18 protein-coding genes are annotated in these 16,949 nt (G+C 69.8%); 8 read left to right on the top strand and 10 right to left on the bottom strand.

Going from position 1 to position 16,949, the window contains the following annotated elements; genetic code table 11:
• Positions 1-12: 12 nt before the first annotated feature.
• From ROJ8625_RS10085 to ROJ8625_RS10075, 3 genes are all read left to right on the top strand, one after another.
• On the top strand, positions 13-822 hold the full coding sequence (locus tag ROJ8625_RS10085; RefSeq protein ID WP_085791749.1) for a glutamate racemase: 810 nt from the start codon (positions 13-15) through the stop codon (positions 820-822).
• A gap of 144 nt (positions 823-966) precedes the next feature.
• On the top strand, positions 967-1,995 hold the full coding sequence (gene argC, locus ROJ8625_RS10080) for an N-acetyl-gamma-glutamyl-phosphate reductase (protein WP_085791748.1): 1,029 nt from the start codon (positions 967-969) through the stop codon (positions 1,993-1,995).
• Positions 1,996-1,999: 4 nt separating this feature from the next.
• Positions 2,000-2,626, top strand: a complete 627-nt coding sequence (locus ROJ8625_RS10075; protein ID WP_085791747.1) for a DUF7002 family protein — start codon at positions 2,000-2,002, stop codon at positions 2,624-2,626.
• Between the two features lie 19 nt (positions 2,627-2,645).
• Here ROJ8625_RS10075 and ccmE read toward each other — a convergent pair whose 3' ends face one another.
• The 7 genes from ccmE to ROJ8625_RS10040 all read right to left on the bottom strand — a co-directional run bounded on the left by ccmE (position 2,646) and on the right by ROJ8625_RS10040 (position 9,476).
• Entirely contained in the window at positions 2,646-3,101 is a 456-nt protein-coding gene (gene ccmE / locus ROJ8625_RS10070; RefSeq protein WP_085791746.1) for a cytochrome c maturation protein CcmE, read from the bottom strand.
• A 112-nt stretch (positions 3,102-3,213) separates the two neighbouring features.
• Positions 3,214-4,491, bottom strand: coding sequence for a phosphopyruvate hydratase (eno, locus tag ROJ8625_RS10065; protein ID WP_085791745.1), 1,278 nt, complete (start codon positions 4,489-4,491; stop codon positions 3,214-3,216).
• 68 nt (positions 4,492-4,559) lie between these two features.
• Positions 4,560-5,447 (bottom strand): DMT family transporter, encoded by an 888-nt coding sequence (locus tag ROJ8625_RS10060; protein ID WP_085791744.1) that lies wholly within the window; start codon positions 5,445-5,447, stop codon positions 4,560-4,562.
• 68 nt (positions 5,448-5,515) lie between these two features.
• Entirely contained in the window at positions 5,516-5,932 is a 417-nt protein-coding gene (locus ROJ8625_RS10055; RefSeq protein WP_085791915.1) for a Fur family transcriptional regulator, read from the bottom strand.
• A 105-nt stretch (positions 5,933-6,037) separates the two neighbouring features.
• Positions 6,038-6,835 carry a DUF533 domain-containing protein gene (locus tag ROJ8625_RS10050; protein WP_085791743.1) on the bottom strand — a complete coding sequence of 266 codons (798 nt, stop codon included), beginning with the start codon at positions 6,833-6,835 and terminating at the stop codon, positions 6,038-6,040.
• Positions 6,836-6,931: 96 nt separating this feature from the next.
• A complete protein-coding gene (locus tag ROJ8625_RS10045) occupies positions 6,932-7,882 on the bottom strand; it encodes a CorA family divalent cation transporter (RefSeq protein ID WP_159456748.1) in 951 nt (316 codons plus the stop codon).
• Between the two features lie 175 nt (positions 7,883-8,057).
• Positions 8,058-9,476 (bottom strand): protein adenylyltransferase SelO, encoded by a 1,419-nt coding sequence (locus ROJ8625_RS10040; RefSeq protein ID WP_085791914.1) that lies wholly within the window; start codon positions 9,474-9,476, stop codon positions 8,058-8,060.
• A gap of 111 nt (positions 9,477-9,587) precedes the next feature.
• Between ROJ8625_RS10040 and ROJ8625_RS10035 the strand changes: the two genes are divergently transcribed.
• A complete protein-coding gene (locus ROJ8625_RS10035; RefSeq protein ID WP_085791741.1) occupies positions 9,588-10,127 on the top strand; it encodes a CBS domain-containing protein in 540 nt (179 codons plus the stop codon).
• A 34-nt stretch (positions 10,128-10,161) separates the two neighbouring features.
• Here ROJ8625_RS10035 and ROJ8625_RS10030 read toward each other — a convergent pair whose 3' ends face one another.
• A complete protein-coding gene (locus tag ROJ8625_RS10030; RefSeq protein WP_085791740.1) occupies positions 10,162-10,611 on the bottom strand; it encodes a GNAT family N-acetyltransferase in 450 nt (149 codons plus the stop codon).
• Complete coding sequence (locus ROJ8625_RS10025; RefSeq protein WP_085791739.1) at positions 10,608-11,570, bottom strand: nucleoside hydrolase; 963 nt, start codon at positions 11,568-11,570, stop codon at positions 10,608-10,610. The genes ROJ8625_RS10030 and ROJ8625_RS10025 overlap by 4 nt, the downstream gene beginning before the upstream one ends.
• A 275-nt stretch (positions 11,571-11,845) precedes the next feature.
• Here ROJ8625_RS10025 and zwf point away from each other — a divergent pair, with 275 nt between their 5' ends.
• The 4 genes from zwf (at position 11,846) to ROJ8625_RS10005 (ending at position 16,491) form a co-directional block, all read left to right on the top strand.
• Positions 11,846-13,300: a glucose-6-phosphate dehydrogenase gene (zwf, locus tag ROJ8625_RS10020; protein ID WP_085791738.1), complete on the top strand. Its 1,455-nt coding sequence runs from the start codon at positions 11,846-11,848 to the stop codon at positions 13,298-13,300.
• A gap of 10 nt (positions 13,301-13,310) precedes the next feature.
• A complete protein-coding gene (pgl, locus tag ROJ8625_RS10015; RefSeq protein ID WP_085791737.1) occupies positions 13,311-13,988 on the top strand; it encodes a 6-phosphogluconolactonase in 678 nt (225 codons plus the stop codon).
• Between the two features lie 80 nt (positions 13,989-14,068).
• Entirely contained in the window at positions 14,069-15,652 is a 1,584-nt protein-coding gene (pgi, locus tag ROJ8625_RS10010; RefSeq protein WP_085791736.1) for a glucose-6-phosphate isomerase, read from the top strand.
• Positions 15,653-15,723: 71 nt separating this feature from the next.
• Positions 15,724-16,491, top strand: coding sequence for a lysozyme family protein (locus ROJ8625_RS10005; RefSeq protein ID WP_085791735.1), 768 nt, complete (start codon positions 15,724-15,726; stop codon positions 16,489-16,491).
• Positions 16,492-16,500: 9 nt separating this feature from the next.
• On the opposite strand, the gene ROJ8625_RS10000 is transcribed toward ROJ8625_RS10005, so the two are convergent.
• Entirely contained in the window at positions 16,501-16,926 is a 426-nt protein-coding gene (locus ROJ8625_RS10000; RefSeq protein WP_085791734.1) for a cupin domain-containing protein, read from the bottom strand.
• Positions 16,927-16,949 lie beyond the last annotated feature (23 nt).

Raw genomic sequence — 16,949 nt, 5'->3', positions numbered from 1 at the left:
GAGACGGGAACAATGGCGGTAGGCATCTTCGATTCGGGGCTGGGCGGACTCACGGTCCTCGACGCGGTGACTCGGCGTCTGCCGGACGTCCCCTTCGTCTATCTCGGCGACAACGCGCACGCGCCCTATGGCGTGCGCGAGGCCGATGACATCTACGCGCTGACCACGGCCGGCGTGTCGCGCCTCTGGCAGGAGGGCTGCAATCTCGTGATCCTGGCCTGCAACACCGCCAGCGCCGCGGCCCTGCGCCGGATGCAGGAAACGTGGATCCCCGCCGACAAGCGCGTGCTCGGTGTCTTCGTGCCGCTGATCGAGGCGCTGACCGAGCGTCGCTGGGGCGACAATTCCCCGCCGCGCGAGGTCGCGGTCAACTGCGTCGCGCTTTTCGCGACCCCCGCGACGGTACGCTCGCGCGCCTTTCAGCGCGAACTGAGCTTCCGCGCCGTCGGCGTCGACGTCGAGGCGCAGGCCTGCGGCGGCCTTGTCGACGCGATCGAGGAGGGCGACATGATCCTCGCCGAGGCGCTGGTGCGCAGCCACGTGGACGCGCTCACCCGCAAGATGCCGCATCCGCAGGCGGCGATGCTGGGCTGCACCCATTACCCGCTGCTCGAGGAGGTCTTCCAGGACGCGCTCGGTCCCGATGTCACGGTCTTCAGCCAGGCCCAGATCGTCGCCGAAAGTCTCGCCGACTACCTCTCGCGGCACCCCGGCCGCGCCGGCGGAGGCGCGGCGCGCTTTCTCACCACGGGCGATCCGCGCAAGGTCTCGAGCCAGGCCACGCGGTTCCTGCGCCGCGAGATCCGGTTCGAGCCCGCCTGACCGCCGCGCCCCCGTCTTTCACCCGCCCCTTCTTCTTGGCCGAAATACTCCGGGGAGCGCGAGGGGCCGGCCCCTCGCTCCGGCGGCCGGGGTCTTGCGCAGGGGGCCGATCTGCGCCACGCACGCGTCAAGGAGACCCGCGACATGACACACCGCATCGCCATCATCGGCGCGTCGGGCTACACCGGCGCGGAACTGATCCGCCTGATCGCCACGCATCCGGGGTTCGAGGTCGCCGCGCTGGCGGCCAATTCGAAGGCGGGGCAGGCGATGGCGTCGGTCTTCCCGCACCTGCGTCACCTCGATCTGCCCGATCTCGTGACGTGGGAGGACATCGCTTTCGACGACATCGACCTGTGCTTCTGCGCGCTGCCGCACAAGACCAGCCAGCAGGTGATCGCGCGCCTGCCGCAGCACCTGCGGATCGTCGATCTCTCCGCCGACTTCCGGCTGGAAGATCCCGCGGCCTATGCCCGCTGGTATGGCAACGACCACGCGGCGCCCGATCTGCAGGACGAGGCCGTCTACGGACTGACGGAGTTCTACCGGGCCGAGATCGCCGCGGCGCGGCTCGTCGCCGGGACGGGCTGCAACGCTGCCACCGGGCAATTCGCGCTGCGTCCGCTGATCGCCGGCGGCGTGATCGGGCTCGACGATATCGTGCTCGACCTCAAGTGCGGCGTCTCCGGTGCCGGACGCGCGCTCAAGGAGAACCTGCTGCACGCCGAGCTTTCGGAGGGCACGCATGCCTACGCGCTGGGCGGCACGCACCGGCACCTGGGCGAGTTCGACCAGGAATTCTCGAAGCTCGCGGGCCGCGACGTGCGGGTGCAGTTCACGCCGCATCTCATGCCGATGAACCGCGGGATCCTCGCCACCGTCTACGTGTCCGGCGATCCCGAGGCGGTGCACCACACGCTGTCCGAGGCCTATGCCGAGGAGCCGTTCCTGACCGTGCTGCCGATGGGCGAGTCGCCCTCCACGCATCACGTGCGCGGTTCGAACTTCTGTCATATCGGCGTGAGTGGCGATCGTGTCGGCAATCGCGCCATCGTCACCGCCGCGCTCGACAACCTGACGAAAGGCTCGTCGGGGCAGGCGGTGCAGAACGCCAACCTGATGCTGGGCGAGGACGAGACCGCCGGCCTGATGCTGGCGCCGTGCTATCCCTGACGGCGTGATCGAGCCGGCGCTTCTGCGTCATTTGGGGCCGCGGCTCGCGCACGTGACCGCGCAGGCCAACGTGCCGGGCATCGTGCGCCACGGGCTGCTGCCCGCGGCGACGCTGGCCCGGGCCTGCGGCGTCGATCCGCGCGATATCATCCTGCGTTCGGAGCGTCGCGCGCTCCGTGGCCCCGCGCACGCGGCGACCCTGAACCATCAACTGCCGATCCTGCATGGCCGCGCGGCGGCCGACAGGATCGTCGACGGGCACGACGCCGCCAGCTGGGCCGAGCTGCTGGACGCCCGCGTGTTCTTCTGGCCGGAACGCGCGATGCGGGCCTTCGGGCGCAGCCTCGCGCGCGATCTCGATGCCTTGGTTCTCTGGTTCGACACGGCGCGGCTTCTGGCCGCGGCGCCGGACCGCTTCGCGCTGAGCCCGATCAACTCCGGCAACTTCCGGCAGGGCGGCGCGCACGCGCGGCGCGGCGCGTGGCTGTTCGTGCCGGTCGTTTCGGGGCTGGACGCGTTTCGCGTGAACCGGCAGCGGCACGGCGCGGGGCGGGGCCGCGACGCGGTGCGCGAGGTCTCGCTGTGCGGTGCATTGGCGCCGGAGGCCGTCGCTGCCGCCCGGATCGAGTGACGGGCAATCCCGCGTAGGGTCAGCTTCCCGGCGCCGACTCCTGGTAGACGCCCTGCTCCTTGAGCGCGTCGACGACCTCTTTCGGCATGTAGGTCTCGTCATGCTTGGCAAGAATCTCGGTCGCCTCGAAGCGGCCGTCGATGAAGCGGCCGGTGCCCACCATGCCCTGGTTCTCTTCGAAGAGATCGGGCAGCACGCCAGTGTAGACGACGTCGACGGAGGCGCCGCCATCGGTGACGCGGAAGGCGATCGTCTCGCCCGATCCCCGGATCAGCGAGCCTTCTTCCACGAGCCCGCCGATGCGGAAGACTTCGTCGGGGGAGGGTGGTTCTTCCGCGACCTGGCTCGGTGAGCGGAAGAAGTTGATGCCGTCGCGCATCGCGTAGCCGATGAGTGCGGTCGAGATTACGAGCGCGACGGCTGCGAGCGCGATCACCTGAATTCGGCGTTTCTTCTTGAGCGTGCTGAGCGCCATCGGGCCCGTTCCTTCGACTGTTACCCAAAGATAGTCGAGGCAGACGCGCGGCGAAAGGGACGCCGCGCCGCACCGCGCGCCGCCCCTGCCGTTGCTCGATCGCGCCGCGCGGTCAGCCGCGCAGGATCGCGCGTCCGGCGTATTCGGCGCTTTCGCCCAGCACTTCCTCGATGCGGATGAGCTGGTTGTATTTCGCCAGCCGGTCGGAGCGGGCGAGCGAGCCGGTCTTGATCTGTCCGCAATTGGTGGCCACGGCGAGGTCGGCGATGGTGGCGTCCTCGGTCTCGCCCGAGCGGTGGGACATGACGTTGGTCATGCGCGCGCGGTGGGCCATGTCCACAGCCTTCAGCGTCTCGGTCAGCGTGCCGATCTGGTTGACCTTCACCAGCATCGAGTTCGCGCAGCCCTTTTCGATGCCCATGGCAAGGCGCGTCGGGTTGGTCACGAAGAGATCGTCGCCCACGAGCTGCACCCGGTCCCCGAGCCGGTCGGTCAGGAGCTTCCAGCCCTCCCAGTCGTCCTCGCCGCAGCCGTCCTCGATCGAGATGATGGGGTAGTCGTCGCAAAGCTTGGCGAGGTAGTCGACGTTTTCCTCGGGGGTGAGCGACAGGCCCTCGCCCTTCATCTCGTACTTGCCGTTCTCGAAATACTCGGTCGAGGCGGCGTCGAGCGCGAGGTAGATGTCCTTGCCCGGCGCATATCCGGCCTTCTCGATGGACTTCAGGATGAAGTCGAGCGCATCGCGCGTGCCCTTGAGCTCGGGCGCGAAACCGCCTTCGTCGCCGAGGCCGGTGGACATGCCGGCCGCCGACAGCTCCTTCTTGAGGGTGTGGAACACCTCGGAGCCCATGCGCACAGCCTCTCGGATCGAGGTCGCGGCCACCGGCATGATCATGAATTCCTGGATGTCGATCGGGTTGTCGGCGTGTTCGCCGCCGTTGATGATGTTCATCATCGGCACCGGCAGGACGCGCGCCGAGGTGCCGCCGACATAGCGGAAGAGCGGCTGGGTGCAGAACTCCGCCGCCGCCTTGGCGGTGGCCAGCGACACGCCGAGAATGGCGTTGGCGCCGAGCCGACCCTTGTTGTCGGTGCCGTCGAGCTCGATCATCGCGGTGTCGATGGCGACCTGGTCGGTCGCGTCGAGGCCGACGATCTCCTCGGCAATCTCGCCGTTCACGGCCGCCACGGCCTCCTGCACGCCCTTGCCCTTGTAGCGGTCCGTGTCGCCGTCCCGGCGTTCCACCGCCTCGTAGGCGCCGGTGGAGGCGCCCGACGGGACCGCGGCGCGGCCCATCGAGCCGTCTTCCAGCGTCACGTCGACCTCGACGGTCGGATTGCCGCGGGAATCGAGGATCTCGCGGGCGAAGATGTCGATGATCATGCTCATGGGGTCCCTCGGGAGCTTGTCGCGTTCCCTCCCGCTTAGCGCAGGGGCAGCGTCAGGACAACGCGCGGCTAGCCGACGGCCGCGGCCGCCCGCGCGGCCCGGGCCAGCCGACGCTCGCGCAGGAGGGTGTAGAGCCCCGATGCGACGATGATGGCCGCGCCGATCAGCGTCACGGTGTCCGGCCACTCGCCGAAGAGCGCCGCGCCGAGAAACAGCGCGAACAGGATCCGGCTGTAGCGGAACGGCGTGACAACCGCGACGGCGCCGGTCCGCGACGCGGACGTGATCGCGTAATAGGCGCCGACACCGACCACCGACGCACCGAGGAGCAGTCCGGCCTCGCGCAGGCCGAACGGAACCGGCGAGTCGCCCGCGGCGATCAGGATCAGGCCCGTCGGGATCAGCATCAGCGCCCCGTAGGCGGCAAGCGGCATGTGCCCGACCGTGGCCGGCACGGCGCGCGCGGCGAGATCGCGTGCGGCGAGCCCGAATACGGCCAGCACCGCCCAGAGCGCATCGGGATCGAAGCCGGCCGTGCCGGGGCGGATGATGACGAGCACCCCGGCAAGACCGACGAGAATCGCGCACCAGCGCCGCCAGCCCACCGGCTCGGCGAACAGCAGCGCGGCGCCGGCGGTGATCACGAGTGGCATCGACTGCGCGATCGCCGACGCGGTGGCGAGCGGGATCTTGGTGATGGCGGTGACAAAGCCGATGGTGCCGATGATCTCGGCCACGTTGCGGGCGATCACGGCCGGATGCAGGAGCGTTCGGGTGAGAAGCCGCGTGCCGCGCGCGCGGACGAAGAGGGCGAAGGCGCCGCCGCCGACGATCCCGATGGTCAGCAGGATCTGCCCGATCGGCAGGGTGTCCGCCGCGGCCTTGATGAAGGCGTCCTCGATGGCGAAGCCGGCCATCGCGAGGACCATGAGAGTGATGCCGCGCACGTTGTCCATGCGCGCCGATTACGCTTCGCCACGGGGAAAGGCCAGTGTCCTCGACGCCTTGGACGTGGGCCCGCCGGTCAGCCGCGCTTCTTGAGCGGCGTGCCGTAGAGCTCCATCCGATGACCCTCGAGCCGGTAGCCCAGCCGCTCGGCGATACGTTCCTGCAGCGCCTCGATCTCGGGGTCGCAGAACTCGATCACGCGGCCGGTGGTCACGTCGATCAGGTGGTCGTGATGGTCGCGTTCCGCATCCTCGTAGCGCGCACGGCCATCGCCGAAATCGACCCGTTCGAGGATGCCGGCCTCCTCGAACAGCTTGACCGTGCGATAGACCGTGGCGAGCGAGATGCCGGGATCATGACGCGCGGCACGAGCGTGAAGCTCCTCGACATCGGGATGGTCGACCGCCTCGTCGAGCACGCGGGCGACGACCCGGCGCTGCCCGGTCATGCGCAGCCCGCGTTCGGCGCAGCGTTTGGCGATCGTGTCGGTCATGGCGTCGGACATTGGCTGGGCGGTCTCCGGGAGGCGGTCGGCGACCGCGCGGCGCCGGGGGCGGCGGGCCGGGCCACAAGGGCGCCGGACCGCCGCCGGGTCGCGTCAGGCATAGAGCGGCTGCAGGCCCTGCTGGACGTGGAGCGCGTTGACCGTCGGCTCGTCGAGGTCGAGCGCCTTCGCGAGCCGGTCGAGATACTGGGCTTCGGCATCGGTATCGACGCGGATCGTCATCAGCGAGGCGGAATAGATCGGCATGCGCTGTGCCGGCGGCACCTCGGCGGCGAGGCCCTCCACGTCGATCGGCGCGGCCAGTTCGGCCTTCACGAACGCGATGTCCTCGGGTGTCGCATCGTCGCCGACCAGTTCGAGAATCTTGGCTTTCTCGTCTGCGTCGATCTCGCCGTCGGCCTTGGCCGCCTGAATCATCGCGCGGAGCATGAGACCGGCGCTCTTTTCAAGCTCGGGCGCGGTCGTCTCGGTGTTGAATTGGTCGAGAAGCGCGCCGACGCCCTGGCCGCCCATCGCCGCGGCGCCGCCGGCGGCCGCGAGCATGCCCGAAACGCCGGTTCCGCCCGCGGGCATCGAGGAGAGCAGCCCGCTGCCGGGCCTGGGCTGGCCCGCGCCGGCCGCCGCCGCGCCGCCCCCCATCATCGCCGAGAGATCGAAGCCCGAGGCGCGCATCTTGTCGAGCATCGCCTGCATCGGTTGCGTCGCCTGGGTGGCGCCGCCCTGCATCGCCGCGCTCATCTGGCTGCCGGCCTTGGTCATCGGGTGGTCACCCTTGACCTGCGCGCCGCCGCCGAACAGCCCGGCGAGCCCCTGACCGCGGCTCATCCGGTCGACGCCGCGCGCCGCGGCGTATCCGATCGCGACCTTGGCGAGGGTCTTCATCATGCCCATTGGTGTCGTCCTCCTGGGTGATCGGGTCCGGTCCCGGACCGCGGTTGAGGTCTGGCCCGGCGCCAGACTTGCACATCGTGCGCGGACGCGCGAGCCTCAGAACAGCCGCATCGCGCGCAAGACGAGGTAGACCAGCGCCCCGAGCCCGAGGCTCGCCAGCGTCAGGAGCGCGAACGCCGCGGGCGTACCGGTGCCCGGCATGCCGGCCACGTTCACCCCGAAAAGCCCGGTCAGGAAGCTCATCGGCAGAAAGATCGCGGCGACGATCGAAAGCGCGTAGGAGTTGCGCGACAGCCGCGCGGTCTGGCGCATGTCCACGTGCTCGGTCAGCGCGCCGAGCCGGTCGCGGACCGCGCTCACCTCCTCGACGGCGCGCTGGGCGCGATCGGCCAGTTCGGACAGATCCTCGCGCGCCTCGTCGTCGATCACCGGAAGGCGGGGATCGGTCAACGCGCCGAGCGCCGCCGCCTGCGGCGAGAGGAAGCGGTGCAGGCGAATCGACGCGGTGCGGGATTCCGGCAGCGCCTTGCGGTCGGGGTGCCGGTCGTCCGCGAAGAGCGTGTCCTCGAGATCGTCCACGCGGTCTTCAAGCGCGACGCCGTGGCGCTCGATGCGGTCGGTGAAATGCGTGGCGAGCGCGACCAGCAGCATCTGCGGGCTCGCCGGCGCGCGGCCCGCCGCCGCCGCATCGCCGAGATCCTGCGCCGCGCGCACCAGGCGCCGGCGCACGCTGACCACCAGTCCCGGCGCCACCCAGAGCCGCAGCGCGACCATGTCCTCGGGATCGTCGGCGGCGGGATCGAGATTGAGCCCGCGCAGGATCACGATCAGCCCGCCGGCATGCGCCAGCGCCCGGGGCCGCGTCTCGGGTTGCGACAGGATCTCGGCCGCGCGCTCCGGCAGGTGGGCGAAGAGCCACTCCCCGGTGCCGGCATGGGTGAAATCGGCGTGGATCCAGCGATAGGCGCCGGAGACCGGCGCCGAGAGGTCGTCGACACGCGTGGGACCGCCGTCGGCGTCGATGTCGTAGGCGAAGATCGGGGTCATGGGCGCGCGCTCGGGCTGGTGCGGGTCGGTGCGGTCGATTGTCCCGGCGGCGCGGTCGCGGCGCGGCCGGAGCGAGGGGCCAGCCCCTCGCGCTCCCCGGGGTTTGCGGCAAGATGAAGGGCGGGGCGGGCGCGCACCGGTGGCACGACGCGCGGCCCCGGGTGGGGCAGGACGCTCACGTGCCGCAGAAGGTGGCGGCCACGCGCTCCTCCGGGAGCGGCGTGCGGGCGAGATCGGCGGCCTCGGGCTGATCCTCATACGGGCGCGCGAGCACTTCGCGCAGGCGGTGGAACGGCGCGTCGTCGCCGGCGACGGCGGCCGTGATCGCCTCCTCGATGCGATGGTTGCGCGGGATGAACGCGGGGTTAGACCGCGCCATCAGGTCCTCGGGCGCGTCCTCGTCGGCGAGGCGGGCGCGCCACCCTGTCGCCCAGTCGTCGAAGGCCGACCGGTCGGTGAAGGCGTCGCGCGCGGTTCCGGTCAGCAGGCCGCGGAAGGTGGTGGTGAAGTCGGCCTGGTTCGCCTGCATGCGCGTCAGCAGGTCGGTCACCAGCGCGGCGTCGCCCGCTAGCGGCTCGGCGATGCCGATCTTGGCGGCGAAGCGCCGCTCCCATTCGGCGCGGATGCGGTCGGGCATCGCGTGGACCTGGCGGGTGAAGGGCTCCACCGCGGCCTCGGGATCGGGCATCAGCGGCAGCAGGGCCGTGGCGAGTTGCGCCATGTTCCACACGATCACGTCGGCCTGGTTGGCGTAGCCGTAGCGTCCGAAGCGGTCGATCGAGGAGAACACCGTGTCGGGGTGGTAGGCGTCGAGGAAGGCACAGGGCCCGTAATCGATCGTCTCGCCCGAGAGCGTGGTGTTGTCGGTGTTCATCACGCCGTGGATGAAGCCGACGCTCATCCATTGCGCGACGAGTGCGGCCTGCCGTGCGATGACGCGGTCGAGCAGGTCGCCGGGATCCGTGGCGTCGGGATAGTGGCGCTCCACGGTGTGGGCGTAGAGCGCCTCGAGGGCGGTGGCGTCACGGCGGGCGGCGAAGATCTGGAAGGTCCCGACGCGGATATGGCTCGATGCGACGCGTGTCAGGACCGCGCCGGGCAGCGGCGCCTCGCGCAGCACGGTCTCGCCGGTGCGGACCGCGGCCAGAGCGCGCGTCGTGGGCACGCCCATGGCGTGCATTGCTTCGGACACCAGGTATTCGCGCAGGACGGGCCCGAGCCACGCGCGGCCGTCACCCATGCGCGAGTAGGGCGTCGGGCCGGAGCCCTTGAGCTGGATGTCGCGGCGCCGGCCGGTCCGGTCGATCACCTCGCCCAATAGAAGCGCGCGGCCGTCGCCGAGTTGCGGATTGAACTGGCCGAACTGGTGGCCGGCGTAGATCTGGGCCAGGGGCGCCGCGCCGCGCGGCACCTCGCTGCCCGAGAAGACGCGCGCCAGGGTCGCGTCGTCGGCGCGCGCGATGCCGAGCGCGTCGCCGAGGGGCGCGTTCCAGGCCATGAGTTCGGGGCGCGCGACCGGCGTCGGGTCGAGCCGGGAATAGAGCGCGTCGGGCAGGGCGGCGTAGCTGTTGTCGAACGGGATCGAGAGCGTCATGGCCGGAAGATAGGCATCGCCGCGCCGCCCCGCCACCCGCAGGGGCGCCATTGCCTCCGCCGGGATCGCGCTAACATGACGGGAAGGCCCCACGACGCAGGAGATCCCCGCATGACAGCCACGGACCGCATCGGCATGGCGCTGAAGGACCGCCCCGAGTACAAGTCGAAGCCGCGCCCGCTGACCTTTCGCGAAAGCGCGACGGTGCACGAGGCCGTCACCGCGATGAACGAGAAGAATTACGGCTCGGTCATCGTGGTCGACGAGAGCGAGAAGGTGATCGGCGTGGTCACCGAGCGCGACGTGATGCGCAAGATTGTCGGCCCCGGGCGCAGCGCAGGCGAGGTGACGCTCGGCGAGGTGATGACGCGCGAGCCGCGCGTCGCGCGCGAGACCGACGACGTGGTCGACTGGCTGCGGATCATGTCGAACGAGCGCTTCCGCCGCCTGCCGGTGGTGGATGCCGAGGGCAGGATCCAGGTCGTGTTCACGCAGGGCGACTTCGTCAGCTACACGTGGCCGGACCTGATCTACCAGGCGCGGGAACTCGCCAAGGCGAGCATCGGGCGCAGCTATCCGATCTGGATGATCGGCGGCGGCATCATGCTCTATTCGGTGATCATGGTGATCGTCGTCGCCTCGATGTCGTGAGGCGCGCGGATCGGGAGCGCCGCACTTGGTCCCGTCAGCCGAGCACGCGCGACATGAACATGTAGCCGGCGCGCGGGCGGAAGCGCGCCCGCTCGTAGAACGCGGCGAGCCGCGAATCCTCCCGGCTCGCCTCCAGGTGCAGGGCGCGCACGCCCGCGTCGCGCAGCGCCTTTGCGATCCCCTCGAGCGCGTCCGAGCCCATGCCGCGGCCGCGCACGGCCGCCCGGATGTAGATCTCGTCGACGATCGCATCGAGACCGCCGAATTCGACCGACCAGCCGAAGGTGATGACGATGTAGCCGACCGGCGCCTTGCGGGGGCCGACGAGCCAGACCGCGCCGTGCGGCGATCCCTCGAGCAGCGGGGCGACCGCCGCCTCCTGGTGCGCGGCGTCGGTGCCGTAGCCCTGCTCGTCGTGGAAGGCGGCCACAAGAGGCAGGAGCTTCGGCGCGTCGTCGGGGCCGGCGAGGTGAAGGGATTTCATGCGACGCTCTCCGTCAGCGGCAGGCGGCCGAGCCGTTCGGTCAGAAGCGCGAAGAACCGGTCCGCGTCGAGATCGCCCATGAAGGTCGCGTTCGGCGCGCGCTCGGTCACGCGCCACCAGTCCGCGACGGTCATGCCGAGCGTCAGGTCGGACATCGTCTCGATCTCGACGTTGATGTGGCGCCCGGTGAAGATGTCGGGCGCGACCAGGTAGGCGGTGACGCAGGGATCGTGGAGCGGGGCGCCCAGCGATCCGTATTTCTCGCGGTCGAAGCGCTCGAAGAAATCGGTCATCTCGGCGACGGCGTGACCGACCGCCGTGCCGAGCGTCCGGAAGGCGTCGTTCCGCGGACGGGTGACCAATGCCTTGTGGGTGACGTCGAGCGGCATGACCGTGATCGGCACGCCGGCGGCGAAGACCTGCGCTGCCGCCTCGGGATCGACGTAGATGTTGAACTCCGCCGTGGGGGTGATGTTGCCCACCTCGAAATACGCGCCGCCCATCAGCACGATTTCGGCGATGCGGGGGGCGATGTCCGGCGCGCGGGCGAGCGCGGTGGCCACGTTGGTGAGCGGGCCGAGCGGGCAGAGGGTGACGCTGCCCTCGGGTTCGGCGCGGAGCGTGTCGATGATGAAATCGACGGCGTGCGTGTCCTGCAGCGGCATCGTCGGATCGGGCAGGTCCGGACCGTCGAGCCCGGATCGTCCGTGAACATGCTCGGCCGTGACGAGGGGCCGGGCGAGCGGCCGGTCGCAGCCGGCATGGACCGGGATGTCCGGGCGCCCGGCGAGTTCGCAGACGATGCGGGCGTTGCGCGCAGTCAGTTCGAGCGGGACGTTGCCGGCCACCGCCGTGATGCCGAGCACCTCGATCTCGGCCGGGGAGGCGAGAGCGAGCAGGATAGCGACCGCGTCGTCCTGACCGGGATCGGTGTCGATGATGATCTTGCGCGGGGGCATGGAAGGCTCCGATGGGTCGACAAGTGGCCTCGCACGGGGCAGGCGCGACGGCAAGCGCCGTTTGCGGTGCATGCGGGCCGCTGCCGAGGCGACAGGCGCGGACGGCGTTGCAATCGGGTCGCGCCATTGCCGGCACGGCGACGAATGTTAGACTTTCGCGCGGAGCCGCGGTATTCGCCGCGGCGAGGGTGCCGTTAGCGATAACAGCGCCGGTCAGATCCGGTGGTTTTGGACCCTCGCGAAAGCACAGTGCGGAACAGGATCCGGAGGCTCTCATGGTATCGCGTGTCATCCCGGTCGACAGCTTCGACCTCGTGATCTTCGGCGGCACCGGCGATCTGGCGCGGCGCAAGATCCTGCCGGGCCTTTTCCGCCGGTTCCGGGCGGGCCAGATGCCTGCCGACGCTCAGGTCATCGGGGCGGCCCGGTCCGACATGGACGACGCCGCGTTCCGCGAGATGGTGCGCGAGGCGATCGTCGAGTTCGGGGGCAACGGCACGCCCGATCCCGGCGATCTCGATGCGTTTCTAGAGCGCGTCGCCTACCAGTCCGTCGACGCCAAGGGCGAAGCCGGCTGGTCGGAGCTGGAGGACAAGCTGCGCGACGATTGCGTGCGCGCGTTCTACTTCTCTGTCGGGCCGTCGCTTTTCGGCGATCTCGCAGAGCGGCTGCGCACGTTCGGGCTCGCCACGGAGACGAGCCGGATCGTGGTGGAAAAACCCTTCGGCAACGATCTCGAGAGCGCCCGCGCGCTCAATCGCGAGCTCGCCCAGTACTTCGACGAGACGCAGATCTACCGGATCGACCACTATCTCGGGAAGGAGACGGTCCAGAACCTGATGGCCGTGCGCTTCGGCAACGTCCTGTTCGAGCCGCTCTGGAACGCTCAGTTCGTCGATCACATCCAGATCACCGTGGCCGAAACGGTTGGCGTCGGCGGGCGCGGCGGTTACTACGACCATTCCGGCGCGATGCGGGACATGGTGCAGAACCACCTGATGCAGCTTCTGTGCCTGATCGCGATGGAGCCACCGGCGCAGTTCGAACCGGACGCGGTGCGCGACGAGAAGCTCAAGGTGATCCGCGCGCTCGATCCGGTTGAGCCGCACCACATCGTGCGGGGCCAGTATGGTGCGGACGAGAAGCAGCCGGGCTACCGGGCGCACGTGGAAAACGAGCGGTCGCGCACCGAAAGCTTCGTCGCGCTCAAGGCGCATATCTCGAACTGGCGGTGGGCCGGGACGCCGTTCTACCTGCGCACGGGCAAGATGTTGCGGGCGCGCGCCTCGGAGATCGCGGTTGTGTTCAAGGACGCGCCACACTCGATTTTCGGCGCCGAGGCGGGGCGCCATCGCAACGTGCTGGCGATCCGGCTGCAGCCGAACGAAGGCATGACGCTCGACGTCACGATCAAGGAGCCGGGACCGGGCGGGATGCGGCTTCTCGATGTCCCGCTGGACATGAGTTTCGCGGACGCGCTCGGTCCGGACGGCGGCGAGGTGCCGGACGCCTACGAACGTTTGGTGATGGACGTAATCCGCGGCAACCAGACATTGTTCATGCGCGGCGACGAGGTCGAGGCCGCATGGGCGTGGACCGATCCGTTGATCGACAGCTGGGAGGCGCGCGGCGATGTGCCGAAGCCCTACGACCCGGGATCGTCCGGGCCGGAGGACGCGCTGATGCTGATGCATCGCGACGGGCGCCGCTGGCGCGACATCAAGGCCTGAGGAGATCGCGATGTCCTACGAGTTCAACAGCTACCCGGACCGCGAGATGCTCGTGATTGCGCTGGCCGACCGCATCGCCGGCGAATTGCGCGGCGCGCTTGCGCGCGCCGAGCGGGTGACTATGGCGGTGCCTGGGGGCACGTCGCCGGGCCCGGTCTTCGACGATCTCTGCGACGTGGAACTCGACTGGCACCGCGTGGACGTGATGCTGACGGACGAACGCTGGGTGCCGGAGGATCACGACCGATCGAACACGCGCCTGCTGCGGGACCGCCTGCTTGTCGGCAAGGCCGCGGCGGCGCGCCTGCTGCCGATGTATCTGCCCTGCCGCGAACCCGAGGAACGGCTCGAAGAGCTTGCCGAGACGATCCGGCCCAATCTCCCGCTGTCGATCGTTCTGCTGGGCATGGGCACGGACATGCATACGGCCTCGCTCTTTCCCGGCGCCGATACGCTGCGCGATGCGCTGTCGCGAAACGCGCCGATCCTCATGCCGGTGCGGGCGCCCGGGGCCGACGAGCCGCGGGTGACGCTGACAGCGCCGGTCCTTGGCGGCGCGCTGTCGAAGCATGTCCTTATCTTCGGCGAGGAGAAACGGGCGGCGCTCGAGGGCGCGCGGGGCAAGTCCGCCGAGGACGCGCCGATCAACGCGATACTGGACGGCGCGCAGGTGCACTGGGCGGCCTGAGCCGCGGAACGGATGGAACGAGCACCGGGCGCGCGCGGATCGCCGCCGGGGCGGCGCAGACGGGGATCGGAGGAAAGACCATGTGGGATGAGTTGAAGCGGCTGGCTGCGAGCGGCGCCGGAACGACAATCGCCGAGCGCTTCGACAACGACAACCGCGCCGCGGAATTCAGCCTGAACGCTGCGGGCATGCTCTTCGACTATTCCAAGACCGCGCTCGACGAGCAGAGCCGCGCGGCTCTGGTCCAGCTGGCCAAGGACGCGGGCGTCGAGACCCATCGCGACGCCATGTTCACCGGCAAGCCGATCAACGCGACCGAGGAGCGCGCCGTGCTGCATACGGCGCTGCGCAATCTCGATGGCGGGCCGGTCGTCGTCGGCGACGCGGACGTCATGCCCGAGGTCCACGAGACCCTCGAGCGGATGGAGGATCTCGCCCGCGAGATTCGCCGTGGCGAGGTGACGGACGTCGTGAACATCGGCATCGGCGGCTCGGACCTCGGCCCGGCGATGGCTTATCTCGCACTGAAGCCCTACGCCGACGGGCCGCGCTGTCATTTCGTGTCGAACGTCGACGGGGCGGATATCGCCGACACGCTGCGCGGGCTCGATCCGAAGACGACGCTGTTCATCGTTGCCTCGAAGACCTTCACGACGATCGAGACGATGACCAATGCCCGCACCGCGCGCGCATGGCTCGACGATCGCCGCGTGAGCCACGAGGGCCGGTTCGTCGCGCTGTCGTCGAACAAGGAGAAGGCGGCCGAGTGGGGTATCCCGGAGAACCGCGTCTTCGGCTTTGCCGACTGGGTCGGCGGGCGCTATTCGATGTGGGGTCCGATCGGGCTGTCGCTGATGGTCGCCATCGGACCCGAGGCGTTCCGCGCCTTCCTGCGCGGCGGCCAGGAGATGGACCGCCACTTCACCGCCGCGCCGTTGCATCAGAACATGCCGGTGCTGCTCGCGCTCGTCGGGATCTGGAACAATCAGGTGCTCGGACACGCCACGCGTGCGGTGCTGCCCTACGACAACCGCCTCGCGCGGCTGCCGGCCTATCTGCAGCAGCTGGAGATGGAATCGAACGGCAAGAGCGTTGCGATGGACGGCAGCCCGCTCCAGGTGGATTCGGGGCCGATCGTATGGGGCGAGCCCGGCACCAACGGTCAGCACGCGTTCTACCAGCTCATTCACCAGGGCACGCGCGTCGTGCCGTGCGAGTTCATGGTGGCGGCCGAGGGGCACGAGCCGGATCTGGCGCATCACCACGATCTTCTGATCGCCAATTGCCTCGCACAGTCCGAAGCGCTGATGCGGGGGCGGACATTGGAGGAGGCGCGCGAGATCTGCGCGCGGCAGGGGTTCGAAAGAGACGAACTCGAACGGCAGGCGCGGCACCGGGTGTTTCCGGGCGACCGACCTTCGACGACCCTGGTCTACCCGCAGCTCACGCCCGAAGTGCTGGGCAAGATCGTCGCGCTCTACGAACACCGCGTGTTCGTGGAGGGCGCGATCCTCGATATCAATTCCTTCGATCAATGGGGCGTCGAGCTCGGCAAGGAGTTGGCCAAGGCGCTCGAGCCGATGGTGACGGGCGAGGCCGGCACCGACGAGAAGGACGGATCGACCCGGCAATTGGTCGAGTTCGTGCGCCGCTTCCGCGACTGAGTCACGGCAACGGATTGTGAACCTCTCCGGGGTAGGGCTTCGCGCGACGCCAACCGACCCCGGGCCGCTTCATGTTCCGTTCCAGCCTTCCGGTTCTGCCGGTACTCCTCGCGATCCTGCTGGGCGCAGCACAGGGCCGGGCGGAGGGGCTCTTCTCCCCCGCCGGGGGTCCGCTGCTGCGGGCGGGATCGGCGCTTGTGCCGCAGTCCGACGCGGAGTCGGCAACGAATGTCGCGCTCGCGGCGCCGGCGCCCGGGGCAGGGAGCCTGTTTTCGGGCCGCGCGGCCGCGGGGCTCTTTGCGCCGGTCGGAACGGGTCGGGGCGCCGGTGCGCGCACGGCCGTGCCGCTTGGCCCCGGGGCGCCGACCGCGGCGCGGATCCGCGACCTGATCGGGCGCGCCGAGGCCGGGCGGATGGGCTACGACGCAGTCCAGCACGGCGCGCGGATCAAGCCACCGCGCGCGCCCACACAGATGCGCGTGTCGGACATCTATCATTGGATCGATCAGACACCGGGCCAGCCGCACGCGATCGGACGCTACCAGTTCATCCCCGCGACCTTGCGCCGTCTGATCCGCGCGCTCGACATCGATGGCGACGCGCGATTCTCGCCGGCGCTGCAGGACCGGCTGGCGGACCGGCTCCTTGCCGAGGCGGGGTTGGCGGACGCTTTGGCCGGGCAAATCTCGCGCCGGACCTTCATGCGCAACCTCGCCCGGATCTGGGCCGGCCTGCCGCTGCCGTCGGGCCGATCCTACTACCACGGCTATGCCGGCAACGCCGCGACCATGAGTTGGACCGCCTTCGACAGCGCCATGGCCCGGATCATGCCGGGGTGAGGCGCGGCCTCAGCCGGGGATATCGAAGCCGGCCGGCGCGAGTTCGAACCCTTCGAACCTGAAGCCCGGCGATACGGTGCACCCGGCGAGCGTCCAGTCGCCGGTGCTGCGCGCCGATTGCCAGTGACGCGTCGGCACGATGCATTGCGGCGCGGCGCCGGCCTCGAGGTCGGGGCCCACGAGATGATCCCGGCGCGGCCCGGCCTCGGACGCGGAGACGGACAGAAGGAGCGGCGCACCGGCGTAGACGTGCCAGATCTCCGTGGCATCCACACGGTGCCAGTGGCTGCGTTCGCCGGCGGCGAGCAGAAAATAGATGCAGGTGCCCGCGGGCCGCGCATCTTCGGGCGCGTCCGCCACCCAGGTCTGCCTGTAATGTCCGCCCTCGGGGTGCGGCACGAGCCCGAGCCGGGCAATGATCTCCTCTGCGGTCATGGGCGATCCTTCGGGCCTGGGAG

It is taken from the genome of Roseivivax jejudonensis, assembly GCF_900172265.1.
GTDB lineage: Bacteria > Pseudomonadota > Alphaproteobacteria > Rhodobacterales > Rhodobacteraceae > Roseivivax > Roseivivax jejudonensis.
This window is presented reverse-complemented; position numbering and strand designations above follow the sequence as displayed.

Bases quoted from the DNA above. Each gene is read 5' to 3' on its own strand.
- ROJ8625_RS10055 (WP_085791915.1), bottom strand. From the start codon at position 5,932: ATGACCGACACGATCGCCAAACGCTGCGCCGAACGCGGGCTGCGCATG.
- ROJ8625_RS10035 (WP_085791741.1), top strand. From the start codon at position 9,588: ATGACAGCCACGGACCGCATCGGCATGGCGCTGAAGGACCGCCCCGAG.
- ROJ8625_RS10045 (WP_159456748.1), bottom strand. From the start codon at position 7,882: ATGACCCCGATCTTCGCCTACGACATCGACGCCGACGGCGGTCCCACG.
- ROJ8625_RS10085 (WP_085791749.1), top strand. From the start codon at position 13: ATGGCGGTAGGCATCTTCGATTCGGGGCTGGGCGGACTCACGGTCCTC.
- ROJ8625_RS10025 (WP_085791739.1), bottom strand. From the start codon at position 11,570: ATGCCCCCGCGCAAGATCATCATCGACACCGATCCCGGTCAGGACGAC.
- ccmE (WP_085791746.1), bottom strand. From the start codon at position 3,101: ATGGCGCTCAGCACGCTCAAGAAGAAACGCCGAATTCAGGTGATCGCG.
- ROJ8625_RS10000 (WP_085791734.1), bottom strand. From the start codon at position 16,926: ATGACCGCAGAGGAGATCATTGCCCGGCTCGGGCTCGTGCCGCACCCC.
- ROJ8625_RS10005 (WP_085791735.1), top strand. From the start codon at position 15,724: ATGTTCCGTTCCAGCCTTCCGGTTCTGCCGGTACTCCTCGCGATCCTG.
- eno (WP_085791745.1), bottom strand. From the start codon at position 4,491: ATGAGCATGATCATCGACATCTTCGCCCGCGAGATCCTCGATTCCCGC.
- ROJ8625_RS10050 (WP_085791743.1), bottom strand. From the start codon at position 6,835: ATGGGCATGATGAAGACCCTCGCCAAGGTCGCGATCGGATACGCCGCG.
- ROJ8625_RS10060 (WP_085791744.1), bottom strand. From the start codon at position 5,447: ATGGACAACGTGCGCGGCATCACTCTCATGGTCCTCGCGATGGCCGGC.
- argC (WP_085791748.1), top strand. From the start codon at position 967: ATGACACACCGCATCGCCATCATCGGCGCGTCGGGCTACACCGGCGCG.
- pgl (WP_085791737.1), top strand. From the start codon at position 13,311: ATGTCCTACGAGTTCAACAGCTACCCGGACCGCGAGATGCTCGTGATT.
- pgi (WP_085791736.1), top strand. From the start codon at position 14,069: ATGTGGGATGAGTTGAAGCGGCTGGCTGCGAGCGGCGCCGGAACGACA.
- ROJ8625_RS10040 (WP_085791914.1), bottom strand. From the start codon at position 9,476: ATGACGCTCTCGATCCCGTTCGACAACAGCTACGCCGCCCTGCCCGAC.
- zwf (WP_085791738.1), top strand. From the start codon at position 11,846: ATGGTATCGCGTGTCATCCCGGTCGACAGCTTCGACCTCGTGATCTTC.
- ROJ8625_RS10030 (WP_085791740.1), bottom strand. From the start codon at position 10,611: ATGAAATCCCTTCACCTCGCCGGCCCCGACGACGCGCCGAAGCTCCTG.